Below are 24,768 nucleotides of genomic sequence, written 5' to 3' on the forward strand. Positions count from 1 at the left end.
AGGGTCAGGGCATGGCTCCCGCGACTCCCGGCTCGACCAGGCTCGGTGTCTGGCCGGGGACCGCCTACCCGCTGGGCGCGACCTACGACGGCGCCGGGACGAACTTCTCGGTGTTCTCCGAGGTCGCCCGGCGGGTCGAGCTGTGCCTGATCGACGCCGACCACCGCGAGACCCGAGTGCCGCTCGACGAGGTGGACGGGTACGTCTGGCACGCCTACCTGCCCGGGATCGGGCCCGGGCAGCGGTACGGGTTCCGGGTGCACGGGAAGTTCGATCCGGCCAAGGGATTGCGCTGCGATCCCAGCAAGCTGCTGCTGGATCCGTATGGCAAGGCGTTCGAAGGGGACTTCGGGACCGATTCCGCGCCGTACAACTACGGGCAGAATTCGCTCGGGCACACCATGACCGGTGTGGTCATCAATCCGTATTTCGACTGGGCCGATGACCGGTCACCGCGGCGGCCGTATCACGAGACGGTCATCTACGAGGCGCATGTCAAAGGGATGACCATCACGCACCCGGACGTGCCGCCGGAATTGCGCGGAACCTTCTCGGGCATGGCGCATCCGGCGATCATCGACCATCTGCAGCGGCTCGGCATCACCGCCGTCGAATTGATGCCCGTGCACCAATTCCTCGACGACCGCATCCTGCTCGATCGTGGATTGCGAAACTACTGGGGGTACAACAGCTTCGGCTATTTCGCGCCGCATCGCGGTTATGCCGCGGGCGCATCCCCGGCCGCCGCGGTCAGCGAGTTCAAGGCCATGGTGCGGGCCTTCCACGCCGCCGGGATCGAGGTCATTCTCGACGTGGTCTACAACCACACCGCGGAGGGCAATGAATTCGGGCCGACCATCAGCTTCCGCGGGCTCGACAATGCGGCGTATTACCGTCTGGTGGACGGTGATCCGCAGCACTACATGGATTACACCGGCACCGGCAACAGCTTCAATATGGCGCATCCACACGCGCTGCAGCTGATCATGGATTCGCTGCGCTACTGGATCCTCGACATGCACGTCGACGGCTTCCGGTTCGACCTGGCCGCCACCCTGGCGCGCGAATTGCACGATGTGGACCGGCTTTCCACGTTCTTCGACATGGTGCAGCAGGATCCGGTGGTGAGCCAGGTGAAGTTGATCGCCGAACCCTGGGATGTCGGCGAGGGCGGGTATCAGGTCGGCAATTTCCCGGTCGCCTGGACCGAATGGAACGGGAAATACCGTGACACCGTGCGGGATTACTGGCGTGGGCAACCGGCGACGCTGGGCGAGTTCGCATCCCGGCTCACCGGCTCCTCGGATCTGTACGAGGCGACCGGACGGCGGCCCGGGGCGAGCATCAATTTCGTGACCGCCCACGACGGGTTCACCCTCGCGGATCTGGTGTCCTACAACGAGAAACACAACGAGGCCAACGGCGAGGGCAATCGGGACGGCGAGAACTACAACCGGTCCTGGAACTGCGGTGTCGAGGGACCGACCGACGATCCGGAGATTCTTTCCCTGCGCGCCCGCCAGACCCGCAATCTGCTCGCCACCCTCATGCTCTCCCAGGGCACGCCCATGCTGTTGCACGGCGACGAATTCGGCCGCACCCAGCGCGGCAACAACAATGCCTACTGTCAGGATTCACCGCTGTCGTGGATGGACTGGACGCTCATGCACACCAATGCCGAACTGCTCGAATTCACCGAGCGGGTCATTGCGCTGCGCCGGGAACACCCCGTCTTCCGCCGCCGCCGCTTCTTCGATCCGACCCGGCCCGGGCCCGGTGACATCGCCTGGTTCACCCCCGCGGGGACCGAGATGACCGACGACGACTGGAAGACCACCTTCGCGCGCTCGCTCGCCGTGTACCTCAATGGCGACGGGATTCACGAGCCCGGACCGCGCGGCGAACGCATTGTCGACGACTCGTTCCTGCTGTGCTTCAACGCACATGACGCGGGACTCGACTTCACCCTGCCCGCCTCGACCTACGGCAATGCCTGGTCGATCGCCCTGGACTGCTCGACGCCGACCGGCGTCCCGGCCTCCGACACCCCTCGCCCCGCCGCCGCGAGCGTGCAAGTGCCCGCACGCTGTCTGCTCGTGCTGCGCCGTACGGCATGATCGATACCGCCATGACCAGCTCGCCCGAACACCACACCGGACCCATCGCCCGGCAGACGCCCGTGCGCAGCACCTACCGCCTGCAGCTGCGGCCCGACGCGCTCACCTTCGCGGACGCGCGCGGCATCGCGGAATACCTGCAGCAGCTGGGCATTTCGCATCTGTACCTGTCGCCCGTCATGACGGCGGCGCGGGGCTCCACGCACGGCTACGACGTCACCGACCCGACCACCGTGTCGGCGGGGCTGGGCGGGCCGACCGGGCTCAAGGCGCTCTCCGACGAGGTGCGCAGTCGCGGTATGGGTTTGATCGTGGATCTGGTGCCCAACCATGTGGGCGTGGCCGATCCGCGGCAGAACCAGTGGTGGTGGGATGTCCTGCAGCACGGCAAGGACTCCAAGTACGCGAGCTGGTTCGATATCGACTGGACGCCGGGCAATGGCTCGGGCGGGCGGATCGCGCTGCCGGTGCTGGCCGGGGAGAACGATCCCGCGGCATTGACCGTCGACCGGTCCGGCGCGGAACCCATGCTGGCGCTGCACGATCTGCGCTTCCCGCTCGCGCCGGGCACCGACGGTGAGAACGCGCTGCGCATTCACGACAAGCAGCACTATCGACTGGTCAACTGGAAGTCGGGGCTGTGCGGGTATCGGCGGTACTTCACCGTCGGTGGGCTGGCCGCGATTCGACAGGAGAACCCGGAAGTCTTCGAGGCCACCCATCGGGAGCTGGCCGCCTGGTGCGAGCACGATCTGATCGACGGTGTGCGCGTAGATCATCCGGACGGGCTGGCCGACCCGGGCGAGTATCTGCGGCGGCTGCGCCAGCTGATCGGGCCGCAGCGGCTGCTGCTGGTGGAGAAGGTGCTGTCCAATCGCGAACCGCTCGACGCCACCCTGCCCATCGACGGCACCACCGGGTACGACGCGCTGGCCGATCTCGGTGGCGTGCTCATCGACCCGGACGGTGAGAAGCAGCTGACCGAACTGTCGCGGCAGTTCACCGGGCACGGCAGCGACCGCGCCTGGTTCACCGAGCAGGAGCATCGGATTCGGCGCGCGGTCGCCGAGACCATGCTGGTGCCGGAGGTGCGTCGACTGGTCGCGGCGATCAAGCGGGATGCGCGCGCCGACGCCTTCGACACCATGGCGCTCACCAATGCCACCATCGAGGTGCTGTCGTTCATGCCGGTGTATCGCACCGACTACGCGCCGCTGGCCGGGATGGTCGGGGCGGTGGTGGCCGAGGTGGCGCGGCGCAATGCCGAACTCACCGCGCCGCTGCAGGTGCTGGTGACCGCGCTGGCCGCGGGCGGCGAGGCGGCCACCCGCTTCCACCAGGTGGGCGGTGCCATGACCGCGAAAGCCGTGGAGGACACCATGTTCTACCGCGCGGCGCGGCTGGTGTCACTGCAGGAGATGGGCACCGATCCGGCACGGTTCGGGTGCTCGGTCATCGAATTCCACCTCGGCAATGCCGAGCGCGCGGCCCGCTGGCCCGCCACCATGACCACCCTGACCACCCATGACACCAAACGCGGGGAGGATGTGCGCGCCCGCATCGGGATGCTGTCGCAGGTACCCGACATCTGGGCGCGCTCGGTCACCACCTGGGAGGAGATGGCGCCCGGGCCCGACGGGGCGACCACACTGTTCTTGTTGCAGAACATGTTCGGCGTCTGGCCCGCCGACGGCCGACCGGCCGCCACCGTGCCCGGGCTGCGCGAGCGCCTGCATCAGTTCGCGGAGAAGGCCGTTCGCGAGGCGGGCACCCAATCCTCCTGGGAGGAGCCGGATATCGAGTTCGAGACGGCGGTGCACCGCTGGATCGACACCGTCATCGACGGCCCGGTGGGAGCCGAACTCGGCGAATTCGTCGCCGATCTCGCCACCCACGCCTGGACCGACTCGCTGTCCCAAAAACTCCTCCAACTCTGCGCCCCCGGCATCCCCGACATCTACCAGGGCTGCGAACTGTGGGAGGACTCCCTCGTCGACCCCGACAACCGCCGCCCCGTCGACTTCACCCACCGCTCCCTGCTCCTCCAATCCCTCACCGGCACCCCCGATCTCGACCCCTCCGGCGCGGTCAAAATGTGGATCGTCGCCTACGCCCTCTGGCTGCGCCGCGAACGCCCCGACTGCTTCGTCGGCGGCACCTACACTCCCCTCTTCGCCTCCGGCGACCGCGCCCCCCACCTCATCTCCTACGCCCGCGGCCGCCACGGCGAAACCCCCGAAGTCATCGTCGCCGCCACCCGCCACAGCATCCGCCTGGACGAAGCAGGCGGCTGGTCCGACACCGTCCTCGACCTCCCCCAAGGCCACTGGACCGATCGCCTCACCGGCCACACCTTCTCCGGCCGAGCCCGCCTAGAAAAACTCTTCGCCCGCCTCCCCATAGCCCTCCTAGTCCGCTGACCCGAGCATGGCCTGCCACTGGGAGACACCAACTCCCTACAACCACATAGCGGACCCTTCGGGAGGGAGTGCGATCTGCTCGGTGACAGGGTCGGTGATTGGGGTGGTCTTGACCAGGTCGATCATTTGGCCGCCGCCGGGGAGTTCGTCGTCGAGGATCGGTTCGCCGAGGCCGATTTTCTGTTGGATCTTCTTCATCCATTCTGGTGCCCACCAGCAGTCGTCGCCGAGCAGTTTCATGGTGGCCGGCACCAGCAGCATGCGTAGCACGGTGGCGTCGATGAACAGGGCCGAGACCATGCCGAACGCAATGTATTTCATCATCACTAGATCTGAGAAGGCGAAAGCGCCGGTGACGACGAGCAGGATGAGGGCGGCCGCGGTGATGATGCGGCCGGTTTGCGCGGTGCCGATGCGGACGGCTTCGGTGGTGCTCGCGCCGCGGGCGCGTGCTTCGACCATGCGGGAGAGCAAGAAGACCTCGTAGTCGATCGACAGGCCGTAGATGATCGCGATGATCAGCACGAGCACCGGCGAGGTGATCGATTCTGCGGTGAAGTTGAGCAGCGATGCGCCGTGTCCTTCGATGAAGATCCACGTCAGGATTCCGAGAGTGGAGCCGAGTCCGAGGGCGCTCATCAATGCGGCCTTGATCGGCAACACGACCGAGCCGAAGGTCGAGAACATCAGCAGCATGGTGATGGAGACAACGAGCAGGATCATCCACGGTAGGCGCGAGACCAGCGTGTCGACGCTGTCGTATTGGATGGCGGGCTGACCACCGACGAGTACTTGTGCGCCGTCGGGGACGTCCATCGACCGCAGGTATTCGATGGTCGTACCGGCGTTGTTGCTGTCGGCAAGCGCCGCGGAGGTCGTCCAAACGTTGGTGCCCCTGGGCGGGGTTTGGTCGATGGCGAACGCGGCGCGTGGCGCGAGCCCGGGTGCCTGGTTGGCTTGGGAGAGGATCGGGCCGACCTTGCTCGGGTTGTCGGTGACAATGACCAGTTCGATCGGGTAGGCCTTGCGCAGAGGGAAATTTCGGTCGAAGTCGGCTTGTGCGACTCGGGTCGGGTTGTTCGGCGGTAGGTAGGTTTCGTCGAGTCCGCCGAAGGCCAGGTTCTTGACCGGGATGATCAGAAGCAGCAGCCCGATCGTCAGCGGGACCATCACTTTGAGCGGATGACGCATCACCCAGGCGGTGAGCCGACCCCAGAAGCCACTCTCGACTTCGTGAGCAGTCTTGGTCTTGCGCAGTCGTTTCCATCCCCATGCGTCCACGCGCGGGCCCAGTACCGACAGCATGGCCGGTAGCAGCGTCACCGCGGTGACCGCCGCCAGCAGCACCGCCGCCATGGTCCCGTAGGCGACGGATTTGAGGAATCCCTGCGGGAACAGCAGCATGCCCGAACTGGCGGCAATGATCATCGTGGCCGACGAGGCGACCGTGCGCCCGGCGGTCATCACGGTGCGGCGTACCGCCGCGCGGGTGTCGTAGCCGTCGGCGAGTTCCTCGCGGAAGCGGCTGACGATGAACAGGCCGTAGTCGATGGCCAGCCCAAAGCCGATCATCGAAACGACTGCGCTGACAAAGGAATTCACGTCGGTGAATTTCGTGATCACCATGACGATGCCGGTGGCGCCGACAATGGTGAGGCCGCCGACGATCAACGGAAGCGACGCGGCGACAATGCCACCGAAGACGACGAACAGCAGAATCGCCACCGCAGGCAACGCCAGCACTTCCATCCGCCGCTGGTCTTGGGCCATCGTGTCGAACAGCGCGCCCCCGATCGGCTGCAGACCCGTGACCTGCACCGTGACACCGTCGATAGCGAAGACGCCCTTGACTTCCCGGAAATGCCGCATGGTCGTCGCGTCGTCCTCGCCCTTGATGGCGATCGAGGCGAAGGCGTGTCGCTTGTCGGGCGAGCCCATCAGTTTGGGCGCGTACTCGCCGGTGTCGGTCTTCCAATAGGCACCGTTGACTTTGCTGATCTGGTCGGGGTGCTCGCGCGGCAACCGGTTGAGATTGTCGACGATCTTCTGACTGAACACCGGATCATCGATGCTGCCGCCGTCAGGAGCGGTGTAGAGGACCAGCACATCGGAGAGATGGCTGCGTCCGTACGCACGGTCCTTGAGTTGCGCGGCCTCGGCCGCCTGCGATGTCGGATCATCCAACCCGCCCGGGCTGAGGTGGTCATCCAGTCCCAGCCCATAGGCACCGAGACCGAGCAGCGCACCCACGACGACCCCGATGACGACCCAACGAAACCGATGAACCACGTCTCCCAGACGGATGAACATCACAAATCTCCCGTCGCAGACAACGCACTCCCCTGTTCACCCGAAACGGCTTGTCGCGCAGCATGACAGCCATTCAGGCGGCAACGCTGCGCGGTCTCCGACGCTACGGGCGAGACCGAACGCAGAACACCTCCGCCGCACACGAATCGACCATTTCTGTCCGGTTCATCAGTGCCGCCACAGAGCTCTCTCACAAACCGAAATCAGAACGACCTGCCTGGCACCGAGCCCACGGGGATCAGTACAGCGCCGAGTAATTCCGGAGCCCGTCCACAACGAGCAGGGTGCCGAAGATCAGGAAGAGCACACGAACCGATATCGGACCGAAACGGTTCAACGCCCGGATGAAAGTGCGGTAGAACTGCCGCGCACGGGCTGAACGTCGTGTCGCGGTGTACAACACGAGAATCGGCGGCAACAGCGCGATCAGGCAGTACCCAGCCACGATCAACGGCCACAGCATAGGACGTGGTTCTCTCATTGTGAGCATCGCCAGCGCGGCCAGGTACGGGACCGCAGTCGGCGCCTGCCCCAGGCCGATACCGGCGCCAACCAGCCCGAGCAGCAAAGGTTTCCGTCGCGCCTCGATCACCCAAGGCGGCATCGCTCCACCAGCACCGCCCGGTAACCGAATTCCGCCGAGAACCAGCAAGACGACACCGACGACGAGCTCTGCCCAGTAGCGAACAGTCGGGGTGATGTCGAAATGGACGAGATCTGTCAGGAAGCTCAACCCAAGTACGGTAAAGATCCCGAAAGCGGTTGTGACGACAAAGATCCCCGCAATGAAGCTCAACACCCCCGGCACAGGTGAGCGACGACTCAGCCGACTGTCCACAATCACCGCCGCAGTGATCCCTATGTTCAGAACATGAAGAGAATCGAGGAAGGCGAACCCCGCAACCGCCAGTAAGAAGATCAACATGACCCAACAGACCATACGGTAGACACCACCCACCCCGTCCTACCCGAGTGGCTACGCAGGTGAACCCTGACGGCAGTGATCGGCGAACTCTTCGCCAGGCCGCACGACCGAAGTACCTGCCGTGGCAGGGTAGCCTCCTTCAGGTGATGATCCGCGAGTGCGGAGAGCAGGACCTCGAGTTCTTGGAACACTGCCTGCCGACCGGCGAGAATCGGGCGCACGAGGCCCATTTCCGACGCCAGCAGCAAGGGTTGGGGACCCTTTTGGTCGCGTGGATCGACGAGATGCCATGCGGCACTTGCGTCATCAACTGGACCGGTCCCATTCATCCCGCCGCGCGCGTCGCATTCCCTGACTGTCCGGAACTCTGCTTCCTGCAGATCGCGGCAGTATCGCGCAACCAGGGGATCGGCACGGCACTAATAGCGGCCGTCGAGGAACGCGTCCTGGCCCGTGGCCTCACTCATGTCGGTCTGGCAGTCGAGGTCACCAACGCAGACGCACTCCGCCTTTATAAGAGACTCGGGTATATCGACACCGGCCTCGTGGCAACTACCGAGTACAGCGTGTGGGATGAATTTGGAGTCAAGAAGGATTTGGTGGAGACCGACTGCTACCTACTGAAGGAGCTCGGCTGACTACCGCCCAATGATCGGCATCCGAAGATCAAGTAGGTGCGCCCCCCCGAAATCGTCGACGTTGTCGGGGCCCTGGAGTCCGCGGGGTCCGGCAGTTCCGCGCGTTCCTCGATGACGATCTGCGCTCGTCCGGCGCCTGGGTCGAACAAAGTTGTGGAGCGCCCGACGAACGTCCCATCGACGCGTGGCCTTCAGGCTAAGCCGTCTGTGTAGAGACGCGGCTAGGCTGAGCCGGGCGATGGCGAGCAACGCCTGGACTGAGGAGGGGATCAGCGTGTTGGACAGGGGTTTTCGATTATTGTTGATAGTCCTGCTGTGCTCGGCGTGTGCAGTGTTCGGTGTTGCTGGCCGAGCTGAACCGGTAGCGGCGCAACAGGAATCGTCCCTCATCACGCTGCCTGAGGCGACTGGCTCGGAATCGATCGGCGTGGTCGATCTCCATCTGGTCGACGCGTCTCGTCTCGATCCGTACGTCCCGGCGCGGGCACGCGAGTTGATGGTCAGCATCTGGTATCCCGCTGCCGATTCGGCGGCGATACCGTTGCGGCCTTGGGTTTCCGAGCAAATGTGGCGGGTCTACACCGATGGGTTGGCGAAGGCTGGCTTGCCGATCGTGGGATCGTTGCCGTTGGGATCGAGCCACGGTCACGTCGACGCGGCGGCGAACAGCGCTGCTGGGCGGCGGCCGATCGTTTTGTTCTCTCCCGGCATGGGCCTGCCGCGGGAGACCAGCACCGCACAGGCCGAGGATCTCGCCAGCCACGGATTCGTCGTGGTCACCATGAGTCATACCTACGAATCGATGGCGACCGAATTCCCCGGCGGACGGCTCGAAAAGAGCGTGCTGCTACCAGGAGCGGATGCCGACGAGGTCAACGCGCAGATCGGGCAGGCGATCCAGACCCGCGTCGCTGACACTCGATTCATTCTCGACCGCTTGACCGACATCAGCGCCGGTATCGACCCGGACGCCGACGGGCATCCGCTGCCCGCGAATCTTGCCGGAATACTGGACCTTTCCAAGATAGCGATGTTCGGGCACTCACTCGGGGGCGCCACCGCAGCCCAAGTGATGCACGACGATCGGCGCGTGGCCGCCGGGGTGGATCTGGATGGCACCCTGATGGGTTCGGTGCTCACAGACGGATTGGACCGCCCGTTCGTCTTGATCGGCAGTACCGATCACGGTCGCGCCCAGGATCCCAGCTGGCAGCAGTTCTGGGCCAACGATCGCGGACCGAAAATGGAACTCCGGCTCGACGGCTCGCAGCACCTCTCGTTCTGCGATAACCAGGCGATCGTTCCCGCGCTAACTGCTGCGGGCATCATGCCCGCTGATTTCGCCGCCAAGGTGGTCGGCACCATCGCCCCGCAGGACTCGCTCGATCTGCAACGCGCCTACTTGCGAACCTTTTTCGACACGACATTCGGCCGATACGAAGACCTCACCAACGCCGCGGCGACTATCCTGCTGCATCCCGAGATGATCGCGATTCCGTAAGCATCACCCGGGCCGGATGCGATCGAAGATTAACGGGCCGAGGCTATCTCGGCCCGCCGAAAGTCCTGCACTGGTGGGCCGATTCGCTAGCTGTACCAGGTGAGGACGGCGGAGCCGTTGCAGCCCCAGGTGGTGTTGGCGTAGGGGTCGTAGGTCCAGGTGCCACTGTAGTAAGGGCTGCTGCCAACATCCCAGTAGCCGTCCGAGGAGATCACGGGAGTGCCGTCTGCCAAGAGGATTGATCGTTCGCCGGGGGTGATGTCCCAGCTGCCGCTGATGTAGGGGTAGTTCAATGTGACGTGTTGGAAGGCGCCTGTCTCGTTGTCGACGACGAGGCAGTCGCCCGGGACGTCGGCGCGTGCCAATGGTGCTTCGTCGACGGCGGCGAATACCGCCATCCCAGCCATGGCTGCGGCCGCGACGATTCCTGTTATCCGCGTGGTGAGTTTGCGCAATCGCATGTGGTTCAACATGTTTCGATTGTTGGGCGATGCGGATTGGTACCGGTATGTCCGATGTCTCCGGTAGGTCGGTTTTCGCACGTCAGCGCCTATGGCCCGGTTTTCCGGACCGGAAGCGAACGGAACGGCCAGGGCGGAGGGGCGGGGTTAGATTGCGGCGGTGAAGGCTTTGTAGGCGTCGGGGCTGAAGAGGACGAAGCGGACTTCACGGACTGCGGTGTCGGCGGCGCGAACGGTTTCGATGGCTACGCGGGCGCCGTCGTCGAGGGGCCAGCCGTAGATGCCGGTGGAGATGGCTGGGAAGGCCACTGTGCGGGCGCCCAGTTCGTCTGCTACTCGGAGGGATTCGCGGTAGCAGGAGGCCAGTAGCGCCGAGCGGTCGTCCTGGGGCGACCATACGGGGCCGACGGTGTGAATTACCCAGCGGGCGGGGAGGTTTCCGGCGGGGGTGGCCACGGCCTTCCCGGTCGGCAGGCCCTTGCCGTAGTGCGAGGCGCGTAGGTCGCGGCAGGCGGCGAGGATCGCCGGGCCGCCCTTGCGGTGGATGGCTCCGTCGACACCGCCGCCGCCGAGCAGGGAGGAGTTCGCGGCATTCACGACGGCATCCACCGCTTGCTCGGTGATATCGCCCTGCACCAGCACGAGTTCGACCATGGGGACATTGTCCACGAGTCACACCCGAAGAGGTCCACGCGTCACACCCGACGGGGTCCACGCGTCACACGCGAAGGGCGGTTTGGATAGCGGTCATGAGCCTGCGTCTCGAACCGCCGGGGCGAATGGCGGCGGCGGCCGCTCGGGTCAGGTCGCCGCAGCTGGTGTAGCGGTCGGCCGGGTTCCACGCGGTGGCCTTGGCCAGGACCGGGCCGAGGGTGCCGGGGAGGCCGGAATCTCGGGCGGGAAGGGGTAGTTGGCGAGGTAGCTCGCCGGTTACCAATTGGTACAGGGTGACCGCTAGGGCGTGGACGTCCGCGCGGGGGCCCGCGGGGCATCCAAGTCGCTGCTCCGGTGGCGCGTATGGCTGCGAGAACGCCCATCGCCCGCTGGCCGTCACGGTGTCCCCCTCCGCGAGGCTGCGCGCGATACCGAAGTCACCGATCAGGATCCAGTCCGCATCACCCGTCCCGGTGGTTCGGAAGATATTGGCGGGCTTCACATCCCGATGCACTATTTGGTGGGCGTGCGCGTAGTCGAGCGCGTCCGCGACCGCCGCGACCATCCGCACCGCCCGCCCCGGTTCGATGCCGCGCGGATGCTGGGCAATCAACTCGGCCAGGTCGCCGCCGGGCACGTACTGCATTGCCATCCACAGCGTTCCGTGATCGTCACCGAAGTCCTTGATATCCACGATGTTCGGATGCTGAAGATTCGCCACCAACTGCGCCTCGCGCCGGAACTGCGCGGCCCCGGCGGCATCGGCCACCACCGGTTTCAGCACCTTCAAGGCCACCGGCATCGCCAACTCCGGATGCCTGGCCAGGTACACGGTCCCCATCCCGCCCTCGCCCAGCCGACGCTGAATCACATACCCGGCGAGGACGGACCCGGCGACCAACCCGGTCGCGCCCATGCCGCGCACACCTCCCCCCGGAGTCCGCCGATGCGAGGAGAGCCCCGCGACGGCGGTCCGGAGCGAGGAAATCAGCATGACTAGCTCGACAACACTCGGGTATCCGTCGGCGGGAGCGGAACCAGGTCGATGGGTTCGATGAGATCGGGCGGCACCGGGCCGCGGCTGTGCTCACACCAGCGGTGAATATTGGCCGGGCGGTAGCCCTTTCGGTCCGGGACCGTGGAGGCCAGGAAGCTGTCCTGATCCTCCGGCTGCAACAGTTTGCGCCACGAGTCGCGGTAGAAGCGCGGACTGTTCCAGCTCACCGCCAGCCGCACGTAGTTGAGCACCCGGAATCCGGCGCTCAGCGAATCGTGCAGGTGGGCGGCGTCGAACGGGCACTCCGCCAGCAGGGTGTCGAGGCGGTCGTGGTCGAAAGCCAGCCCCTCGGCCTCGGCCTCGGCGATCATCCACCGCAGGGTGATGTCGGACAGCCCGCAGTCGGCGTAGCCACCGCCGACATCGCTGTGCACGCCCTCGAACCAGACCTGCTTCACCCGGTCGGGCCGGTCGTGAAGCCGCCTGTCCTCCTCCGGAATCTCCCACAGGCACGGCGCGAATTCCCGCCGCCGCTCGTCGATGGCCAGCGCTTGCCGCGCGCACAGCACGATCGGCGACAGGTTCACGTCGTGGAACCGGTGCTTCCACGCGGTCAGCCCCGGCACCCCCATCGCGCCGACGGTGTCGAACACCCCGAGGAAGTTGATGGTCGGCCGCTCCGGATGCGAGTACTGGGAACGGAACTCCTCCCACTCCGGCGGATCGGCGGCCTTCGGATCCTTCTTGCGCGTCTTGTAGATCTCGAGCGCCTTCGGGTACTTGCCGTGAATCATGGCGTCGTACTTCAGGATTCCGAGCCGATTGATCATCCCCGCCAGGCTGCGCGCGGTGTACGCGCCCCGGCTGAAGCCGAAGATGAAGATCTCGTCGCCCGGCTCCCAGTTCAGCGCCAGCTGCCAATACGCCGCCGACAGGTTGGCCTCGAGCCCGAGCCCGAAGGCCCCGCCGAGCAACCGATCCGACATGAATCCGCGCGAGCCGGGCCCCGATACGTAGTAGATGCGCTGACCGACGGACTTCCCCTCCCTGTCCGCCCCGGTCAGCCGCACCGTCTCCGCGATCTTGACGATGTTCGACACCGTCGTGCTCGACTCGGCTTTCCACGTGCCGTCACAGCACACCACCAGCCTTTTCATGAACGCCAGCCTCCCGTCCTGACCGTTCGGTTTCACGCGTAGTGAACTACCCGATTAATCGTCCCCCCGACACGCACCCGTTAACTCGAATACGCGCCCGGACAAGTACCCGCCCGTTCGGTGTTAACAACCGCCGATCGCTCCGCGATCGCTCACGATTCGTTCATGATCACTGTGGCACCGTAGGCCCATGTCCGACGATGGAGTGACCGCCCGCAGCGTATTCGTTCTGGTGTGTGAGGACGATGAGAAGCTGGGCGAACGGGTCGCCGACGGACTGCGCGGGGCCGGATTCACCGTCGATCTGACCCGCAATCTCACCGACGCCAGCGCGCAGATCGGGGCCCGGCTCTACGACTGCCTGATCGTGGATCGCGGGCTACCCGACGGCGACGGCCTGGATCTGGTTCGGCGGCAACGGGAATCGGGTGTTCGCACACCCGCATTGCTGCTCACCGCGCGCGACAGCCCCGCCGACCGCACCGAGAGCTATGCGGGCGGCGCGGACGACTATCTGCCCAAACCGTTTTCGCTCGCCGAACTGGCCGCCCGGGTCCGTACCCTGTGCACGCTGCGCAAGCCGCAGCCGACGCCGGTGCTGACCGTCGGCGACCTCGTGGTGGACCGATTACGCCGCCGGGTGCGCCGCAGCGGCGTGCTGCTGACCATGACGACGCGCGAATTCTGCGCCCTGGAATTGCTGGCCGCCCGCGCCGGAACCCTCGTCACCTCGGCCGAGATCGCCGCCTTCTGCGCCGACCCCACCTCGACCACCGGCATCGACGAGGTGATGACGCGGCTCGACCGAAAGTTGGGCGAGCCGCAGATCATTCACAGTTCGGCGGCGGGCTACCTGCTCCACGCGTGAGTCAGGTCGGATACTCGCTCAGGTCAGGTACCGATAGGCGGGCGAGTTCGGGTCGAGCCGCTCGCACTGGATCGGCGCCTCGTCCATGCGCTTGAGCAGCGACTCCAGCCCCTCCGGGCTCCCGAGTTCGATACCGACCAGTGCCGCACCGGTTTCGCGGTTGTTGCGCTTGACGTACTCGAACAGGGTGATGTCGTCGTCCGGCCCGAGCACCTCGTCCAGGAAGCGCCGCAGCGCGCCGGGCTCCTGCGGAAAGTCCACCAGGAAATAGTGTTTCAGCCCCTGATGCACCAGCGACCGCTCGATGACCTCGCCGTAGCGCGAGACGTCGTTGTTGCCGCCCGACAGCAGCACCACGACCGTCGATCCCGGCTCGACCTCGACCTCGCGCAGGGCCGCCGCCGCCAGCGCGCCCGCGGGCTCGGCGACAATGCCCTCGTTCTGATACAGCTCCAGCATGGCCGTGCAGATCGCACCCTCGTCCACATGCATCATGCGGAAAGACCCTGCGCCGGTGCGGGTTTCGGTGCTGGTCAGTAAAGGCAGCGAGGCGTGCGAGCGCACCGCGCCGCCGAAGCGCACGACCGCCTGATACCCGACCGCGCCGACGCGACGCACGGCCGCGCCGTCGACGAAGGGATCGATCTCGGGCAGGGTCACCGGACCCCCGGCCACCAGCGCGGCCGTCATGGAGGCCGCACCGGTGGGCTCGGCCGCCAGGATCGCGGTCCGCGGCGACCGTTCGCGCAGATAGGTGGCAATGCCCGCGAGGCAGCCACCGCCGCCCACCGGGACCACCACCAGATCCGGCTGGGTGCCGAGCTGTTCGAGGAATTCGGCGGCGATGGTGCCCTGCCCGGCCGCGGTGCGCGGATCGTCGAAGGGCGGGACCATGGTCGCGCCGGTGCGCGCGACATCGTCGGCGGCGGCCGCGGCGGCCGCGTCATAGGTGTCGCCGATGGCGATGAGTTCCACGAATTCGCCGCCGTGGACGCGGATTCGGTCGCGCTTCTGCTTCGGGGTGGTGGTCGGAACGTAGATGCGGCCGCGCACGCCCATGGCCTTGCACGCGAAAGCCACGCCCTGCGCGTGGTTTCCGGCGCTGGCGGTGACCACGCCCGCGGCCTTCTCGGCCGCGGTGAGCTGCATCATGAGGTTGTAGGCGCCGCGCAGCTTGTAGCTGCGCACGGCGGTGAGATCCTCGCGCTTGAGGTAGACCTCGGCCCCGGTGAGCGCCGACAGCCGCGGAATCCGTTGCAGCGGCGTCGGCTCGATAATGTCCGAAATTCGCTTGGCAGCCGCGTCGATCTCGTCCGCGCTCAATTCGGGCAGCGGACCGGACACTTTCTCAGCTACAGCGAGCGGATCAGACACCCGAACATGCTAGCTGGGAGCACGCGCCGCGCTGGAATCAGATGCCCCGGCCGCGATGCGGCCGGGGCATCTTCCATCGACCGCCGCGCTTCCCGGTATCGCGGCGGGCGAAGCTCAGTCGCGCGGGGTCAGGACGAAGACCGGGATCTGGCGGGTGGTCTTCTTCTGGTATTCGGCGTAATCCGGCCAGACCTCGACCGCGCGCTTCCACCAGAGGTCCTTCTCCTCGCCGGTGACCTCGCGGGCGTCATAGTCCTTGACCACGTCCTGGTCGCGCAGCTCGACGTGGGGTTGGGCCTTGATGTTCCAGTACCAGACCGGATGCTTGGGCGCACCGCCGAGCGAGGCGACGACCGCGTACTCGCCGTTGTGCTCGACGCGCATGAGCGGGGTCTTGCGGAGCTTGCCGGACTTGTTGCCGACGGTGGTGAGCAGCACGACCGGAACGCCGCGCAGGCTGGTGCCCTCGGCCCCCTGCGATTCCTCGTACTGTTCGGCCTGTTCACGGGCCCAGTCGGACGTGCTGGGTTCGTACTCTCCGTTAAGTGGCATGACCTGCGTAACCATTGCCCGCCGTGTGTTGTTCCCGACAGCAAGTTCGGTTGCCCGAACTTTGTGTCACCGTCTACCCTGACCGTATGGCAGTGGTTCACCCTACGGACACCGAGCGGGCCCCCGCGCGTCCGACCGTGGACATCGCCGGGACAGCCTGGCCGATGTACAAGCTCGAGGCCCTGTTCGCGGGCGCGGTGGTGTGCCTGACGCTCGCCCTGATCACCGGTTCGGTGCAGATCGCGGTGCTCGCCGGAGCGACCGTGGCCGCTGCCCGCTGGTTGCTGGCCTTCGCCCGCGCCTGATTCCGTTACGTGTCATTCGGGCACGTTATTCCTTTTGCCTATTACCGTCAGGGCATGCGGCTGTCCACTGTGGGCGTTTCATTGCTGTCCGTCGGGGCCGCCCTGTGCTGCGCGCAGCCCGCGGGGGCCGACATCATCACGCTGGCCCCGCACGAGCGGACCTATCAATCGACCTTCGGAAGCTTCACCGTCGGTGACCGCGACGAGTTCATCAATCGCATCGCGCCCCTGAACCAGGTCGGCACCACCCGCGAGGCCCTGGTCAGCAATATGGCCTACGCCCGGGTCGACGGCATCGCGGGCGGCCAACTCAAGACCGGCTATCACGTGGGCTGCTCGGTCACCCTGCCCAACAGCAGCCTCGGCGCCATTCCGCAGGTCTACCTGCCGAGCGCGACGGTCGGGCAGACACCCTCGCTGGCGATCATCGGCCCCAATATCCAGGTGCCCGTGACCGTCAACCTCGCCCCGGGTGAGGTCAAGGATCTCGAGATCGCGACCAAGGACCTGATTCCGGGCAAGACGGTGCAGGTCATCATTCGCGATTTCCATATCGCCGTGAATCAGTGCGCCGGACCGGTTTCCATCCGGCAGTACACCTACATCTACGCGAAGTCCGCCGAAACCGATGACAGCGGAGCGGTTTTCGGCGATCCCACCTGGCTCTGACACCCCGTCCGGCGCTGACACACCCGTCCGGCGCTGATACCACCGCGGTTGCCCACACAGGAGACCATTCATGAGAGTGCGTGCCGCCCTGCTCACCCTGCTGCTGGCCACGCTCCCGATGATCGCCCTCCCGCATCCGGCCCAGGCCGACCCGGGCGATCACGCGATTCCCCTGGCCAGCCTGGGTTTCGGCAAGACCCTGCAATTCCAGGGCCGGACCCACGAGATCGCCCTGAGCCTGCCGATCCTGCCCGGCCTGGCCCCCACCGCGATCACCGGCACCGTGCAGCTCCCGCCCACCCTGGCGCGCGGCACCCTGGAGGCGCATTCGGGGCAGCGGCTGCTGGAACGGGTGAACTTGCCGCAGGATCCGCGCGCGCCCATTCGAATCCCCTTGGCGGGGGCGGAGGTTCGAGGCGACGCGGTCCCGGTGACTTTGACCTCCTCGCTGCTGCCCGAGCCCGGTATCTGCCCCGACGACTGGATCGGCCAGCCGCTCACGCTCAGCGATGTGGCCGTCACCTATTTCGGCGAGGAACGCCAGCCCACGACCGTCGCCGAATTCCTGCCGCCGGTCCTGGATCGGCTGACCGTCTACCTCCCGCCCAACCCCTCGCAGCTCGAGAGTTCCGCGGCGCTGTCGCTGACCACGGCCGCCGTCGCCCGCTACGCCAATCAGCCGGTCGCGGTGGAGGTGCGCCGAATGGATTCGGGCGCAACCGGTCCCGACCACCCGCCCGCGTTCCTGGAGCGCCAGATCGCGATCCACGAGGGCTCCGATGCCGGAATCTCGGTCACCGGCGGTCCCACGCCACTGCTGACCGTCTCCGGTGACAAATCCTCGCTGCCCACCCAGATCCAGTTGCTCACCAGCGATCTGGCCCGGGCCGCCATGGCCGGTTCGGCCACCGCGCTGGGCGTCCCGGTGACTCCGCAGCTGGCCCCGGACGCGCTCACCCTGGCCGAGCTCGGCCAGAATCGCCTCAGCGCCACCGCCATCGGCTATGTCCGGGTGGATTTCGCGCTGGACATGACCCGGCTGGGCCGCCCGTCGAAGAATGTGCGAGTCAACCTGCACGGCAACCACACTCCGCTGCCGGACACCCTCAACGGCCAGCTGGCCGTGACCATCGGCGATCGCCAGATCGCGGCGTGGCCGGTGGATCCGTCCGGCCGCTTCGACCAGTGGGTCGACATTCCCAACGAGCTGCTGTCCCGGTTCACGACGGTGACGGTCACCCTGCAGCAGGCCGGTCTCACCCACGGGTGCGGGTTGGAGCAACCGGTCACGCTGACCATCAACCCCGACGGCGAGGTCCAGAGCAGTGCGGCGCGGCCGCCGGTGCCCGGTGGATTGGGCGCGGTGCCACAGGCTTTGATGCCCGGCGTGCAGGTCGGCCTGCAGACGCCCGGCTTCGCCGACACCGTCCGTGCCGTCCAGATGCTGGTGGCGGTGCAGCGGCTGACCTCGGTGCCGCTGCGACCCGAGCTGGTGTCCTTCGATACCGCCGCGGGCAGTGACCGACCGGCCGTGCTGGTGGCGTCGAACGGCGGCGTACCGGGTTCGATCGTGCTGCCGCTGGACCGCAGCGGCGACACCCTGATCGTGTACGGCGACGACGCCGATCTGGAGACGAAGATCGAGCTGCGCCCGCCCCTGTCGTTCGGTTCCCTGCAGGCCACCTGGACCGGCAAGCGCACCGTGCTGGTCGGCACCTCGACCCAGGCGCCGGAACATCTGGACCGCCTGCTGAATTGGCTGCTGGCGGACCCGGATCGATCCTTCCGCCTGTCCGGCCCGGTGCTGTTGCAGGCGGGCGACCGCGAGCCGGAGTTCTTCGATCCGGCGGCCGGGATCAGCGAGCAGATCGCGGCGGCGGGTAAGAGCGACTCCCCCATTCCGGTGGCCGCCCGACTGGCCCTCGCGGGCGGCATCGCACTGGCGGTGGGTCTGCTCGCCGCGCTGGTGATCCTGCTGCCGCGCAAGCGTTCTCGCTGACATGAGCGTGACCGCGAGCCTGGAGGCGCAGGCGCGGGCCCGTCACCTGTGGGACGGCCTGCACTGGCGCACGATGGTCCGGTTCGTCATCGTGCTGCTGTGCACGCTGATCGCGTTCGGGTACACCTGGCTCGAGCTGATCGGCGACCTGCGCCACGATTCCGATATCGGGTACGTCTTCGTGCTGGCCGTGGTCACGGTGTTCGCGGCCATCGGAATCGCCCTGCGGCACCGGGACGAACTGCCCATCTACGACCGCCAGACCGATGTCATCGTGGGCCTGATCGGTCTGACCCTGTCGGGGGCGCTGCTCGGGCTGCTGGTGTTGCGCTACCCCTACCAGTACGAGGTGCTGCACCTGGATCTGATCGCGGCCCCGCTGTTCCTGATGAGCGTGAGCATTCTGGCGTTCGGGCTGCGGCCGGTGTTCCGATTCTGGCCCGCCTGGCTGCTGCTGCTCGCCGCGTTTCCCCCGCCCTACCGGCAGGTCGTGGTCCTGCTGGGCGGCAGCGAGGTCGCCGACGGCACGGCGACGCTGCTGCTCGGGGCGGCGGCCGCGGCGATCGGATCCGGCCGCACCTGGCGGCGGGCGCTGGTGGCCGCCGTGCTCACCCTCGCGCTGGGCGCGGTCGCGCTGGTGGTGCTGTGGCGGTGGTTCCCGAACGCGCCGCTGCTGGTGTATCAGGCGGTGCCGACCATTCTCGCGGTGTACCTGACGACCACGATCATGTATTTGAACCATCGAAACTGGTCGACGGTGAAGCCGCTCGATCGTCCGGTGCGCCCGCTCACCGCCGGGTATTCGCGAGGCGCGCTGGCGACGGCCGTGGTGGCGACGGCCTTGATCGCGCCCATTCCGGTGCCACACGAATACGGTGTGGACTATCCGGACCTCGCCGCGCTGGTGATCGCCGACGCACCCGCCGTGCCGCCGGGGTGGCAGGTGCTCAGCGAGCGCGAATACCCTTGGGCACCGCGCTACTTCGGTCCCGGAACCTCCTGGACGCGCCGTTTCATGGTGGCATTGCGCGGTAACCCCGACTGGGACAAGGAATCCCGTCGCCGCCGGATCGTGGTCGACATCGAGCGCTCCGCCAATCCCAATGACATCGAGCGACTTCCGCAGTTCGTGCTGTACTCGCTCGCCCAGCCGCGCATCAGCGCCCCGATCCGCATCGACCTGGGCCACAGCGTCACCGGCCGACTCAATACCGTGGTCGACGATCGCCGACTGTTGAGCTGGACCTGGCTGAGCTGGCGCTGGCGCGGCCGGGGCGGCGCGGAACGCATCAGCCTCATCTCCGCCGACAATCACCTGCCCGACGCCGAATTCCCCCGGCCCGAGCCGTCGGTGGCGCGCAATACCGAGAACATGCTGCATCAGATCCTGCGCGGCAACGCGGTGTCCATCGATCCGGAGACCGAGAAGCAGGACGCGGAGTCGGAGTACAAGGACCGCGACATGCTCACCACCGTGGCCCGGGAGATCGTCCGCCTCGGAGCGGGCGGATGAGCGCCGAGCTCGCGGGTCTCGCCACGGAGTCCGAGCGCTCACACGCGCTGCACGCCGCCGTGCACGGGCTGCGCGAGACGGACCCGATGTCCTCGGCGTCGGTGGCTTTTCTCCCGTGGCAACGCAATACGGTGCTGGCGGGCGTGGCGGTGGTGGCGGTGTGCGCGGTGCTGGCCCCGAAATGGACCCTGGTCGCGCTGGTCGCGGCCTGCACGCTCGGCTACACCGCCGTCATGGTCGACCGCGTGGTGATCTTCGCGCGCGGCATGCCGCGCGACGCCATCCTGCACGTCGACGACGATCGCGCCCGGGAGTTCCCGGAGGATCGCTTGCCGCCGTACACGATTCTGGTCCCGGCCTACGGCGAGCCCGAGGTGGTCGGCGATCTCATCGCGGCCCTCAACGGCCTGGACTACCCCCGCGACCGGTTGCAGGCCCTGCTGCTGCTCGAGGAGGACGACACCCCGACCATCGAGGCCGCCCACGCCGCCGGAATCGGTTCGGCCGGAAGCGAACACATCACCATCGTGCTGGTCCCCGCCGCCGACCCGCGCACCAAACCCAAGGCGTGCAACTACGGACTGCACGCCGCCACCGGCGATATCGTCACCATCTACGACGCCGAGGACATCCCGGATCCGCTCCAATTGCGCCGCGTGGTGGCCGCTTTCGCCGAGCTGCCGCGGTCGGTGGTGTGCATTCAGGCCAAGCTGGCGTTCCACAATGCCCGGCAGAATCTGCTCACCGCCTGGTTCACCATGGATTACGGGCTCTGGTTCGGGTTCCTGCTGCCGGGGCTGATGCGCAGCAGCGCGCCGATTCCCTTGGGCGGCACCTCGAATCACTTCCGGCGCAATGTGCTCACCGCCATCGGGGCGTGGGACCCCTACAACGTCACCGAGGACGCCGACCTGGGCGTGCGCATCGCGGCGCGCGGCTACTCCACGGCCGTCATCGATTCGACCACCCTGGAGGAGGCGAACCCGGATCCGATCAACTGGATTCGGCAGCGCTCGCGCTGGTACAAGGGCTATCTGCAGAGTTGGCTGGTGCACGCCCGGCGGCCGGTCGAATTGTGGCGCAAGATCGGGCCGATCGCGTTCCTGCGCTTCACGCTGTTCCTGGCGGGCACGCCGATCATCGCCTGCCTGAATCTGCTGTTCTGGTTCGTCACCCTGGCCTGGATCTTCGGTCAGCCGCAGATCATCGAGCAGGTGTTCCCGGCCGCGGTGTACTTCCCGGCGCTCATCGCGCTGGTGCTCGGCAATGCGGTGACGGTGTACATGAATCTGATCGCCTGCCGCGAGAACGGACGCCCCGACCTGCTGGTGGCGTGTCTGGTCTCGCCCGGCTACTGGCTCCTGATGGCCATTGCCGCGACCAAGGGCTGCTGGCAGCTGATCCGCAATCCGTCCTACTGGGAGAAGACCTTTCACGGGCTGGGCACGTCCACGGAGGCCGCCGAGTGAGCATGGACCGGGTGCCGCGCGCGATCTTCGCCGCGTCGACGCTGCTGTACGTGATCACCGGCGGCTTCCTCACCGCCGGTCGCGGATATCTGATGGGCGATGCGCTCAGCCGCGTCTCGGCCACGGATTCGGCGCTGTTCAGCCGGGATCCGCACCTGTCGGCCATCGGGTTCGTGTTCACCCCACTCACCGCGCTGGCGCAGCTGCCGTTCGTGGCGTTCGCGCGCTGGGTTCCGGCGATCACCCGCTGGGGGCTGTCGGGCGTGCTGATGACCTCGTTGTTCATGGCGGGCGCGGTGGTCATGGTGTGGGGCATCGGCCGGGATCGCGGTGTGCCGGTGTGGCTGTGCGCGCTCGTCACCGCCGTGTTCGCGCTGAATCCGATGGTGGTGTTCTACGGCGGCAATGGGATGAGCGAGGCGCTGTTCCTGTTCTGCCTGTGCTGGGCGGTGCGGCGGCTCATGCGCTGGGTGACCACCGACGGTGTGCACGATCTGGTGGCGTGCGGGATCGCGCTGGGCCTCGGCTATCTGACCCGCTACGACGCCCTGGCCCCGGCCGCCACCGCGGGGGTGTTCGTCTTCGCGCTCAGCTACTACCGACGTCGTGGCGTCGATCACCGATTCGCTGGCGCGGCAATGGATCTGGTGCTGGTCGCGGCCCCGGTCGCGTTGGCGTTCGTGGTGTGGGCGGCCACCAGCTGGCTCATTACCGGGCAGGCGTTCCAGCAGTTCACCTCGCAGTACGGCAATTCCGCGATCCTGGCGCAGGAGGGGGCGACGGGGCCGCACCATCCGCTGGCGGCGGCGCAGTACTCGATCGGGGCGATGCTGATCCTCGCGCCCGCGCTGCCGCTGCTGTTGCCGATCGTCGGGGCGCTGGCCATGCGGCGGCGGGAGCTGACGCCGGTGGTGCCGATGCTGCTGTGCGGATCGGTGTTGGGCTTCCAGATGCTCAGTTACGCAACCGGTTCGACCTTCGCGTTCCTGCGGTTCTATGTGGCCGTGATCCCGCTGACCGTGATACTGGCGCTGCTGATTTCACCGGCCCGAGGGTCCGTACCCAGCCGCAGGCTCGGCGCGTTCGCGACCGAACCGCAACCACCGGTGGACGACGAGCCGCGATCGTCGAGCCTCGCGACCATGGCCGCCGCCTTGGTAGGTCTGGTGCTCGTGGTGTCGCTGCCGATCACCGCGCGCGGCATGAACAGTCAGCTCATGGCGGTGCAGGAGTACGCGTTGCGCGCCGTGCTCTTCCCCGACCCCACCGACACCAGCAACAAGTATCTCGACGCCGAGCACATCGCCTACACCTTCGCCGCCGAGCGCCGACTGGCCGACCACCTCGACGCCATGAATCTTCCGCGCGGCTCGATTGTCATGGACACCGTCTACGGCTTCGCGGTGCAGATCGCGTCGAAACACCCGGACCGCTTCGTCATTCCCTCCGACCGCGATTTCGTGCAGACCCTGAACCGCCCGCTGGAACGAGGCGTGAAATACATTCTGGCGGTGCCGAACTCCGGCCGCGGCACCTCCGACGCGGTGAATCGCCGCTACCCGACCATGTACGAGAACGGCGCGCAGATCGCCACCTTGGAGCTGGAGGTCCCCAATGACGGTGCCGGTCAGCCGAATTGGCGACTGTACCGGGTGATCGGCAGCTGATCAGCCGACGGTAGTGCGCTCGGCGACCAGCCCCCACAGCGGATCGTCGGGACCGATGTCGTAGGTGCACTGGTCCGGTCGCGGGTCGGGAACGAACGCCCAGAACAGCGCGCCCGCCGTACCCGCCTGGCGCTGGCCGTCGATGCGGCGGGCCAGACTGTCGCGGCGGTCGTCGAGAGTTTCGCAGGACCCGGCGTACTCGCCGATCTCGGCCACCAGCAAGGGCTTTCCGAGGTCGCGCGACTGGGTCAGCCGCCGCGCCAGGCCATTGTTGGGGCCGCCGGGCAGGGGGACGCCGTCCTCGTTGTAGTCGTGGAATTCGACCACATCGATATTCGGCGACGCGCTGACATAGCTGAACGCGTCACCGGCGGTGCCGCACTGGCTGCCGCCGACATAGCCCGCGAAGATCAGCCGGTGCGGATCGAGCGCGCGTACGTCCTTGCCCGCCTCGTCCATGAACGTGCGCAGCACCTGCTGGGAGTCGTTGGGGCAGGTGCGGAATCGCAGATCGCACTGGGTGCCGCGGCAGACGCTGGGCTCGGGCTCGCCGACCAGCTCCCAGCCCGCCACCACCGGCGAGCCGCGCCAGCGATCCACGGCGGTGCGCACCCAGTCCTGGAAGCTCATGACCGCGCGGCCGGGCACGTGGCTGGTGGTTTTCCACCCGTCCACGTACCACTGCCGTTGCTTGAACACCTCGTCGCCGCAGTCGCCGCTCTGCGCCGCGAGTACCGGCAGCAGCAGGCGGCCGTACTTCTCGGCGGCCGCGAAGACCCGGTCGGTGGGCCCGAAGTCGAGCGCGCTGGAATTCTTGTTCACCGCGAACGCCTGGAACAGCGGGAACCTGATGAGCGCGTGCTCGGGCACCTTGGCGAAGAACGCGTCCAGATCCACCTGCGCCCCGCAGCCGAAGTTCACCGAGTAGTCGGTGGGCAGCTGCGGGCCATTGAATCCCGCGGGCCACCACGGCTGTCCGTGCAGCAGCAGACCGTTCGGGCTCGCGGTGACCGCGGCCGGGGCGGCGGGTGCGCTGGCCGAGGGCTGCTGCGGCAGTGACGTGGTGACCACATGGTGCGGCTGGCTGCTCCCGCAGCCAGTCAGCAACCCGACGGCGAAAATTCCGACGAGACAGCGCAAACGCCCAATTGTCGCCATGTCCAGCACCCTAC

At 66.9% G+C, this 24,768-nt stretch carries 19 protein-coding genes and 1 pseudogene; 11 read left to right on the forward strand and 9 right to left on the reverse strand.

Going from position 1 to position 24,768, the window contains the following annotated elements:
* Positions 1 to 11 precede the first annotated feature (11 nt).
* Together glgX and treY are read left to right on the forward strand one after the other, a co-directional pair.
* Positions 12 to 2,117 (forward strand): glycogen debranching protein GlgX, encoded by a 2,106-nt coding sequence (gene glgX / locus VMT40_RS35830; protein WP_326364079.1) that lies wholly within the window; start codon positions 12 to 14, stop codon positions 2,115 to 2,117.
* An 11-nt stretch (positions 2,118 to 2,128) separates the two neighbouring features.
* On the forward strand, positions 2,129 to 4,537 hold the full coding sequence (gene treY / locus VMT40_RS35835; RefSeq protein ID WP_326364081.1) for a malto-oligosyltrehalose synthase: 2,409 nt from the start codon (positions 2,129 to 2,131) through the stop codon (positions 4,535 to 4,537).
* A 60-nt stretch (positions 4,538 to 4,597) separates the two neighbouring features.
* On the opposite strand, the pseudogene VMT40_RS35840 reads toward treY, so the two are convergent.
* Together VMT40_RS35840 and VMT40_RS35845 are read right to left on the reverse strand one after the other, a co-directional pair.
* Positions 4,598 to 6,847 (reverse strand): annotated as a pseudogene (locus VMT40_RS35840) (MMPL family transporter); the annotation flags it as partial.
* 238 nt (positions 6,848 to 7,085) lie between these two features.
* Positions 7,086 to 7,772, reverse strand: coding sequence for a GAP family protein (locus tag VMT40_RS35845; RefSeq protein WP_326364082.1), 687 nt, complete (start codon positions 7,770 to 7,772; stop codon positions 7,086 to 7,088).
* 146 nt (positions 7,773 to 7,918) lie between these two features.
* Here VMT40_RS35845 and VMT40_RS35850 point away from each other — a divergent pair, with 146 nt between their 5' ends.
* Both VMT40_RS35850 and VMT40_RS35855 read left to right on the forward strand, forming a co-directional pair.
* On the forward strand, positions 7,919 to 8,410 hold the full coding sequence (locus VMT40_RS35850) for a GNAT family N-acetyltransferase (RefSeq protein WP_326364272.1): 492 nt from the start codon (positions 7,919 to 7,921) through the stop codon (positions 8,408 to 8,410).
* Positions 8,411 to 8,648: 238 nt separating this feature from the next.
* Positions 8,649 to 9,911: an alpha/beta hydrolase family protein gene (locus VMT40_RS35855; RefSeq protein ID WP_326364084.1), complete on the forward strand. Its 1,263-nt coding sequence runs from the start codon at positions 8,649 to 8,651 to the stop codon at positions 9,909 to 9,911.
* Between the two features lie 86 nt (positions 9,912 to 9,997).
* Here the strand turns inward: VMT40_RS35855 and VMT40_RS35860 are convergent, their stop codons facing one another.
* From VMT40_RS35860 to VMT40_RS35875, 4 genes are all read right to left on the reverse strand, one after another.
* Positions 9,998 to 10,384 (reverse strand): hypothetical protein, encoded by a 387-nt coding sequence (locus tag VMT40_RS35860; protein WP_326364085.1) that lies wholly within the window; start codon positions 10,382 to 10,384, stop codon positions 9,998 to 10,000.
* Positions 10,385 to 10,519: 135 nt separating this feature from the next.
* Positions 10,520 to 11,026 (reverse strand): O-acetyl-ADP-ribose deacetylase, encoded by a 507-nt coding sequence (locus VMT40_RS35865; protein WP_326364087.1) that lies wholly within the window; start codon positions 11,024 to 11,026, stop codon positions 10,520 to 10,522.
* 64 nt (positions 11,027 to 11,090) lie between these two features.
* Positions 11,091 to 12,020, reverse strand: a complete 930-nt coding sequence (locus VMT40_RS35870; RefSeq protein WP_326364089.1) for a serine/threonine-protein kinase — start codon at positions 12,018 to 12,020, stop codon at positions 11,091 to 11,093.
* A gap of 2 nt (positions 12,021 to 12,022) precedes the next feature.
* Positions 12,023 to 13,180 carry a DUF2235 domain-containing protein gene (locus VMT40_RS35875; RefSeq protein ID WP_326364091.1) on the reverse strand — a complete coding sequence of 386 codons (1,158 nt, stop codon included), beginning with the start codon at positions 13,178 to 13,180 and terminating at the stop codon, positions 12,023 to 12,025.
* A gap of 190 nt (positions 13,181 to 13,370) precedes the next feature.
* Here VMT40_RS35875 and VMT40_RS35880 point away from each other — a divergent pair, with 190 nt between their 5' ends.
* Positions 13,371 to 14,048, forward strand: coding sequence for a response regulator transcription factor (locus VMT40_RS35880; protein WP_326364093.1), 678 nt, complete (start codon positions 13,371 to 13,373; stop codon positions 14,046 to 14,048).
* Between the two features lie 18 nt (positions 14,049 to 14,066).
* Here the strand turns inward: VMT40_RS35880 and ilvA are convergent, their stop codons facing one another.
* Together ilvA and VMT40_RS35890 are read right to left on the reverse strand one after the other, a co-directional pair.
* The gene (ilvA, locus tag VMT40_RS35885; RefSeq protein ID WP_326364094.1) at positions 14,067 to 15,422 is read right to left on the reverse strand and encodes a threonine ammonia-lyase IlvA; all 1,356 of its coding nucleotides are present in this window, start codon (positions 15,420 to 15,422) and stop codon (positions 14,067 to 14,069) included.
* A gap of 114 nt (positions 15,423 to 15,536) precedes the next feature.
* Complete coding sequence (locus tag VMT40_RS35890; RefSeq protein ID WP_326364095.1) at positions 15,537 to 15,974, reverse strand: nitroreductase family deazaflavin-dependent oxidoreductase; 438 nt, start codon at positions 15,972 to 15,974, stop codon at positions 15,537 to 15,539.
* Positions 15,975 to 16,060: 86 nt separating this feature from the next.
* On the opposite strand from VMT40_RS35890, the gene VMT40_RS35895 reads away from it, so the two are divergent.
* The 6 genes from VMT40_RS35895 (at position 16,061) to VMT40_RS35920 (ending at position 23,596) form a co-directional block, all read left to right on the forward strand.
* Positions 16,061 to 16,279 carry a hypothetical protein gene (locus tag VMT40_RS35895; RefSeq protein WP_326364096.1) on the forward strand — a complete coding sequence of 73 codons (219 nt, stop codon included), beginning with the start codon at positions 16,061 to 16,063 and terminating at the stop codon, positions 16,277 to 16,279.
* 54 nt (positions 16,280 to 16,333) lie between these two features.
* On the forward strand, positions 16,334 to 16,948 hold the full coding sequence (locus tag VMT40_RS35900) for an MspA family porin (protein WP_326364098.1): 615 nt from the start codon (positions 16,334 to 16,336) through the stop codon (positions 16,946 to 16,948).
* 70 nt (positions 16,949 to 17,018) lie between these two features.
* Positions 17,019 to 18,947 (forward strand): hypothetical protein, encoded by a 1,929-nt coding sequence (locus tag VMT40_RS35905; protein WP_326364100.1) that lies wholly within the window; start codon positions 17,019 to 17,021, stop codon positions 18,945 to 18,947.
* A 1-nt stretch (position 18,948) separates the two neighbouring features.
* Positions 18,949 to 20,460 (forward strand): hypothetical protein, encoded by a 1,512-nt coding sequence (locus tag VMT40_RS35910; protein WP_326364101.1) that lies wholly within the window; start codon positions 18,949 to 18,951, stop codon positions 20,458 to 20,460.
* Positions 20,457 to 21,929, forward strand: coding sequence for a glycosyltransferase (locus VMT40_RS35915; RefSeq protein WP_326364103.1), 1,473 nt, complete (start codon positions 20,457 to 20,459; stop codon positions 21,927 to 21,929). The genes VMT40_RS35910 and VMT40_RS35915 overlap by 4 nt, the downstream gene beginning before the upstream one ends.
* Before the next feature lie 2 nt (positions 21,930 to 21,931).
* Positions 21,932 to 23,596, forward strand: coding sequence for an ArnT family glycosyltransferase (locus VMT40_RS35920; RefSeq protein ID WP_326364273.1), 1,665 nt, complete (start codon positions 21,932 to 21,934; stop codon positions 23,594 to 23,596).
* Here VMT40_RS35920 and VMT40_RS35925 read toward each other — a convergent pair whose 3' ends face one another.
* Positions 23,597 to 24,754, reverse strand: a complete 1,158-nt coding sequence (locus VMT40_RS35925) for a beta-mannosidase (protein WP_326364105.1) — start codon at positions 24,752 to 24,754, stop codon at positions 23,597 to 23,599.
* Positions 24,755 to 24,768: the final 14 nt, after the last annotated feature.

This window comes from Nocardia sp. CDC160 (assembly GCF_035818795.1).
GTDB lineage: Bacteria > Actinomycetota > Actinomycetes > Mycobacteriales > Mycobacteriaceae > Nocardia.

Bases quoted from the DNA above. Each gene is read 5' to 3' on its own strand.
- VMT40_RS35895 (WP_326364096.1), top strand. From the start codon at position 16,061: ATGGCAGTGGTTCACCCTACGGACACCGAGCGGGCCCCCGCGCGTCCG.
- VMT40_RS35920 (WP_326364273.1), top strand. From the start codon at position 21,932: ATGGACCGGGTGCCGCGCGCGATCTTCGCCGCGTCGACGCTGCTGTAC.
- VMT40_RS35925 (WP_326364105.1), bottom strand. From the start codon at position 24,754: ATGGCGACAATTGGGCGTTTGCGCTGTCTCGTCGGAATTTTCGCCGTC.
- glgX (WP_326364079.1), top strand. From the start codon at position 12: ATGGCTCCCGCGACTCCCGGCTCGACCAGGCTCGGTGTCTGGCCGGGG.
- VMT40_RS35870 (WP_326364089.1), bottom strand. From the start codon at position 12,020: ATGCTGATTTCCTCGCTCCGGACCGCCGTCGCGGGGCTCTCCTCGCAT.
- VMT40_RS35910 (WP_326364101.1), top strand. From the start codon at position 18,949: ATGAGCGTGACCGCGAGCCTGGAGGCGCAGGCGCGGGCCCGTCACCTG.
- VMT40_RS35845 (WP_326364082.1), bottom strand. From the start codon at position 7,772: ATGTTGATCTTCTTACTGGCGGTTGCGGGGTTCGCCTTCCTCGATTCT.
- VMT40_RS35855 (WP_326364084.1), top strand. From the start codon at position 8,649: ATGGCGAGCAACGCCTGGACTGAGGAGGGGATCAGCGTGTTGGACAGG.
- VMT40_RS35865 (WP_326364087.1), bottom strand. From the start codon at position 11,026: ATGGTCGAACTCGTGCTGGTGCAGGGCGATATCACCGAGCAAGCGGTG.
- VMT40_RS35915 (WP_326364103.1), top strand. From the start codon at position 20,457: ATGAGCGCCGAGCTCGCGGGTCTCGCCACGGAGTCCGAGCGCTCACAC.
- VMT40_RS35905 (WP_326364100.1), top strand. From the start codon at position 17,019: ATGAGAGTGCGTGCCGCCCTGCTCACCCTGCTGCTGGCCACGCTCCCG.
- VMT40_RS35900 (WP_326364098.1), top strand. From the start codon at position 16,334: ATGCGGCTGTCCACTGTGGGCGTTTCATTGCTGTCCGTCGGGGCCGCC.
- VMT40_RS35880 (WP_326364093.1), top strand. From the start codon at position 13,371: ATGTCCGACGATGGAGTGACCGCCCGCAGCGTATTCGTTCTGGTGTGT.
- VMT40_RS35890 (WP_326364095.1), bottom strand. From the start codon at position 15,974: ATGCCACTTAACGGAGAGTACGAACCCAGCACGTCCGACTGGGCCCGT.
- VMT40_RS35875 (WP_326364091.1), bottom strand. From the start codon at position 13,180: ATGAAAAGGCTGGTGGTGTGCTGTGACGGCACGTGGAAAGCCGAGTCG.
- VMT40_RS35860 (WP_326364085.1), bottom strand. From the start codon at position 10,384: ATGTTGAACCACATGCGATTGCGCAAACTCACCACGCGGATAACAGGA.
- treY (WP_326364081.1), top strand. From the start codon at position 2,129: ATGACCAGCTCGCCCGAACACCACACCGGACCCATCGCCCGGCAGACG.
- VMT40_RS35850 (WP_326364272.1), top strand. From the start codon at position 7,919: ATGATCCGCGAGTGCGGAGAGCAGGACCTCGAGTTCTTGGAACACTGC.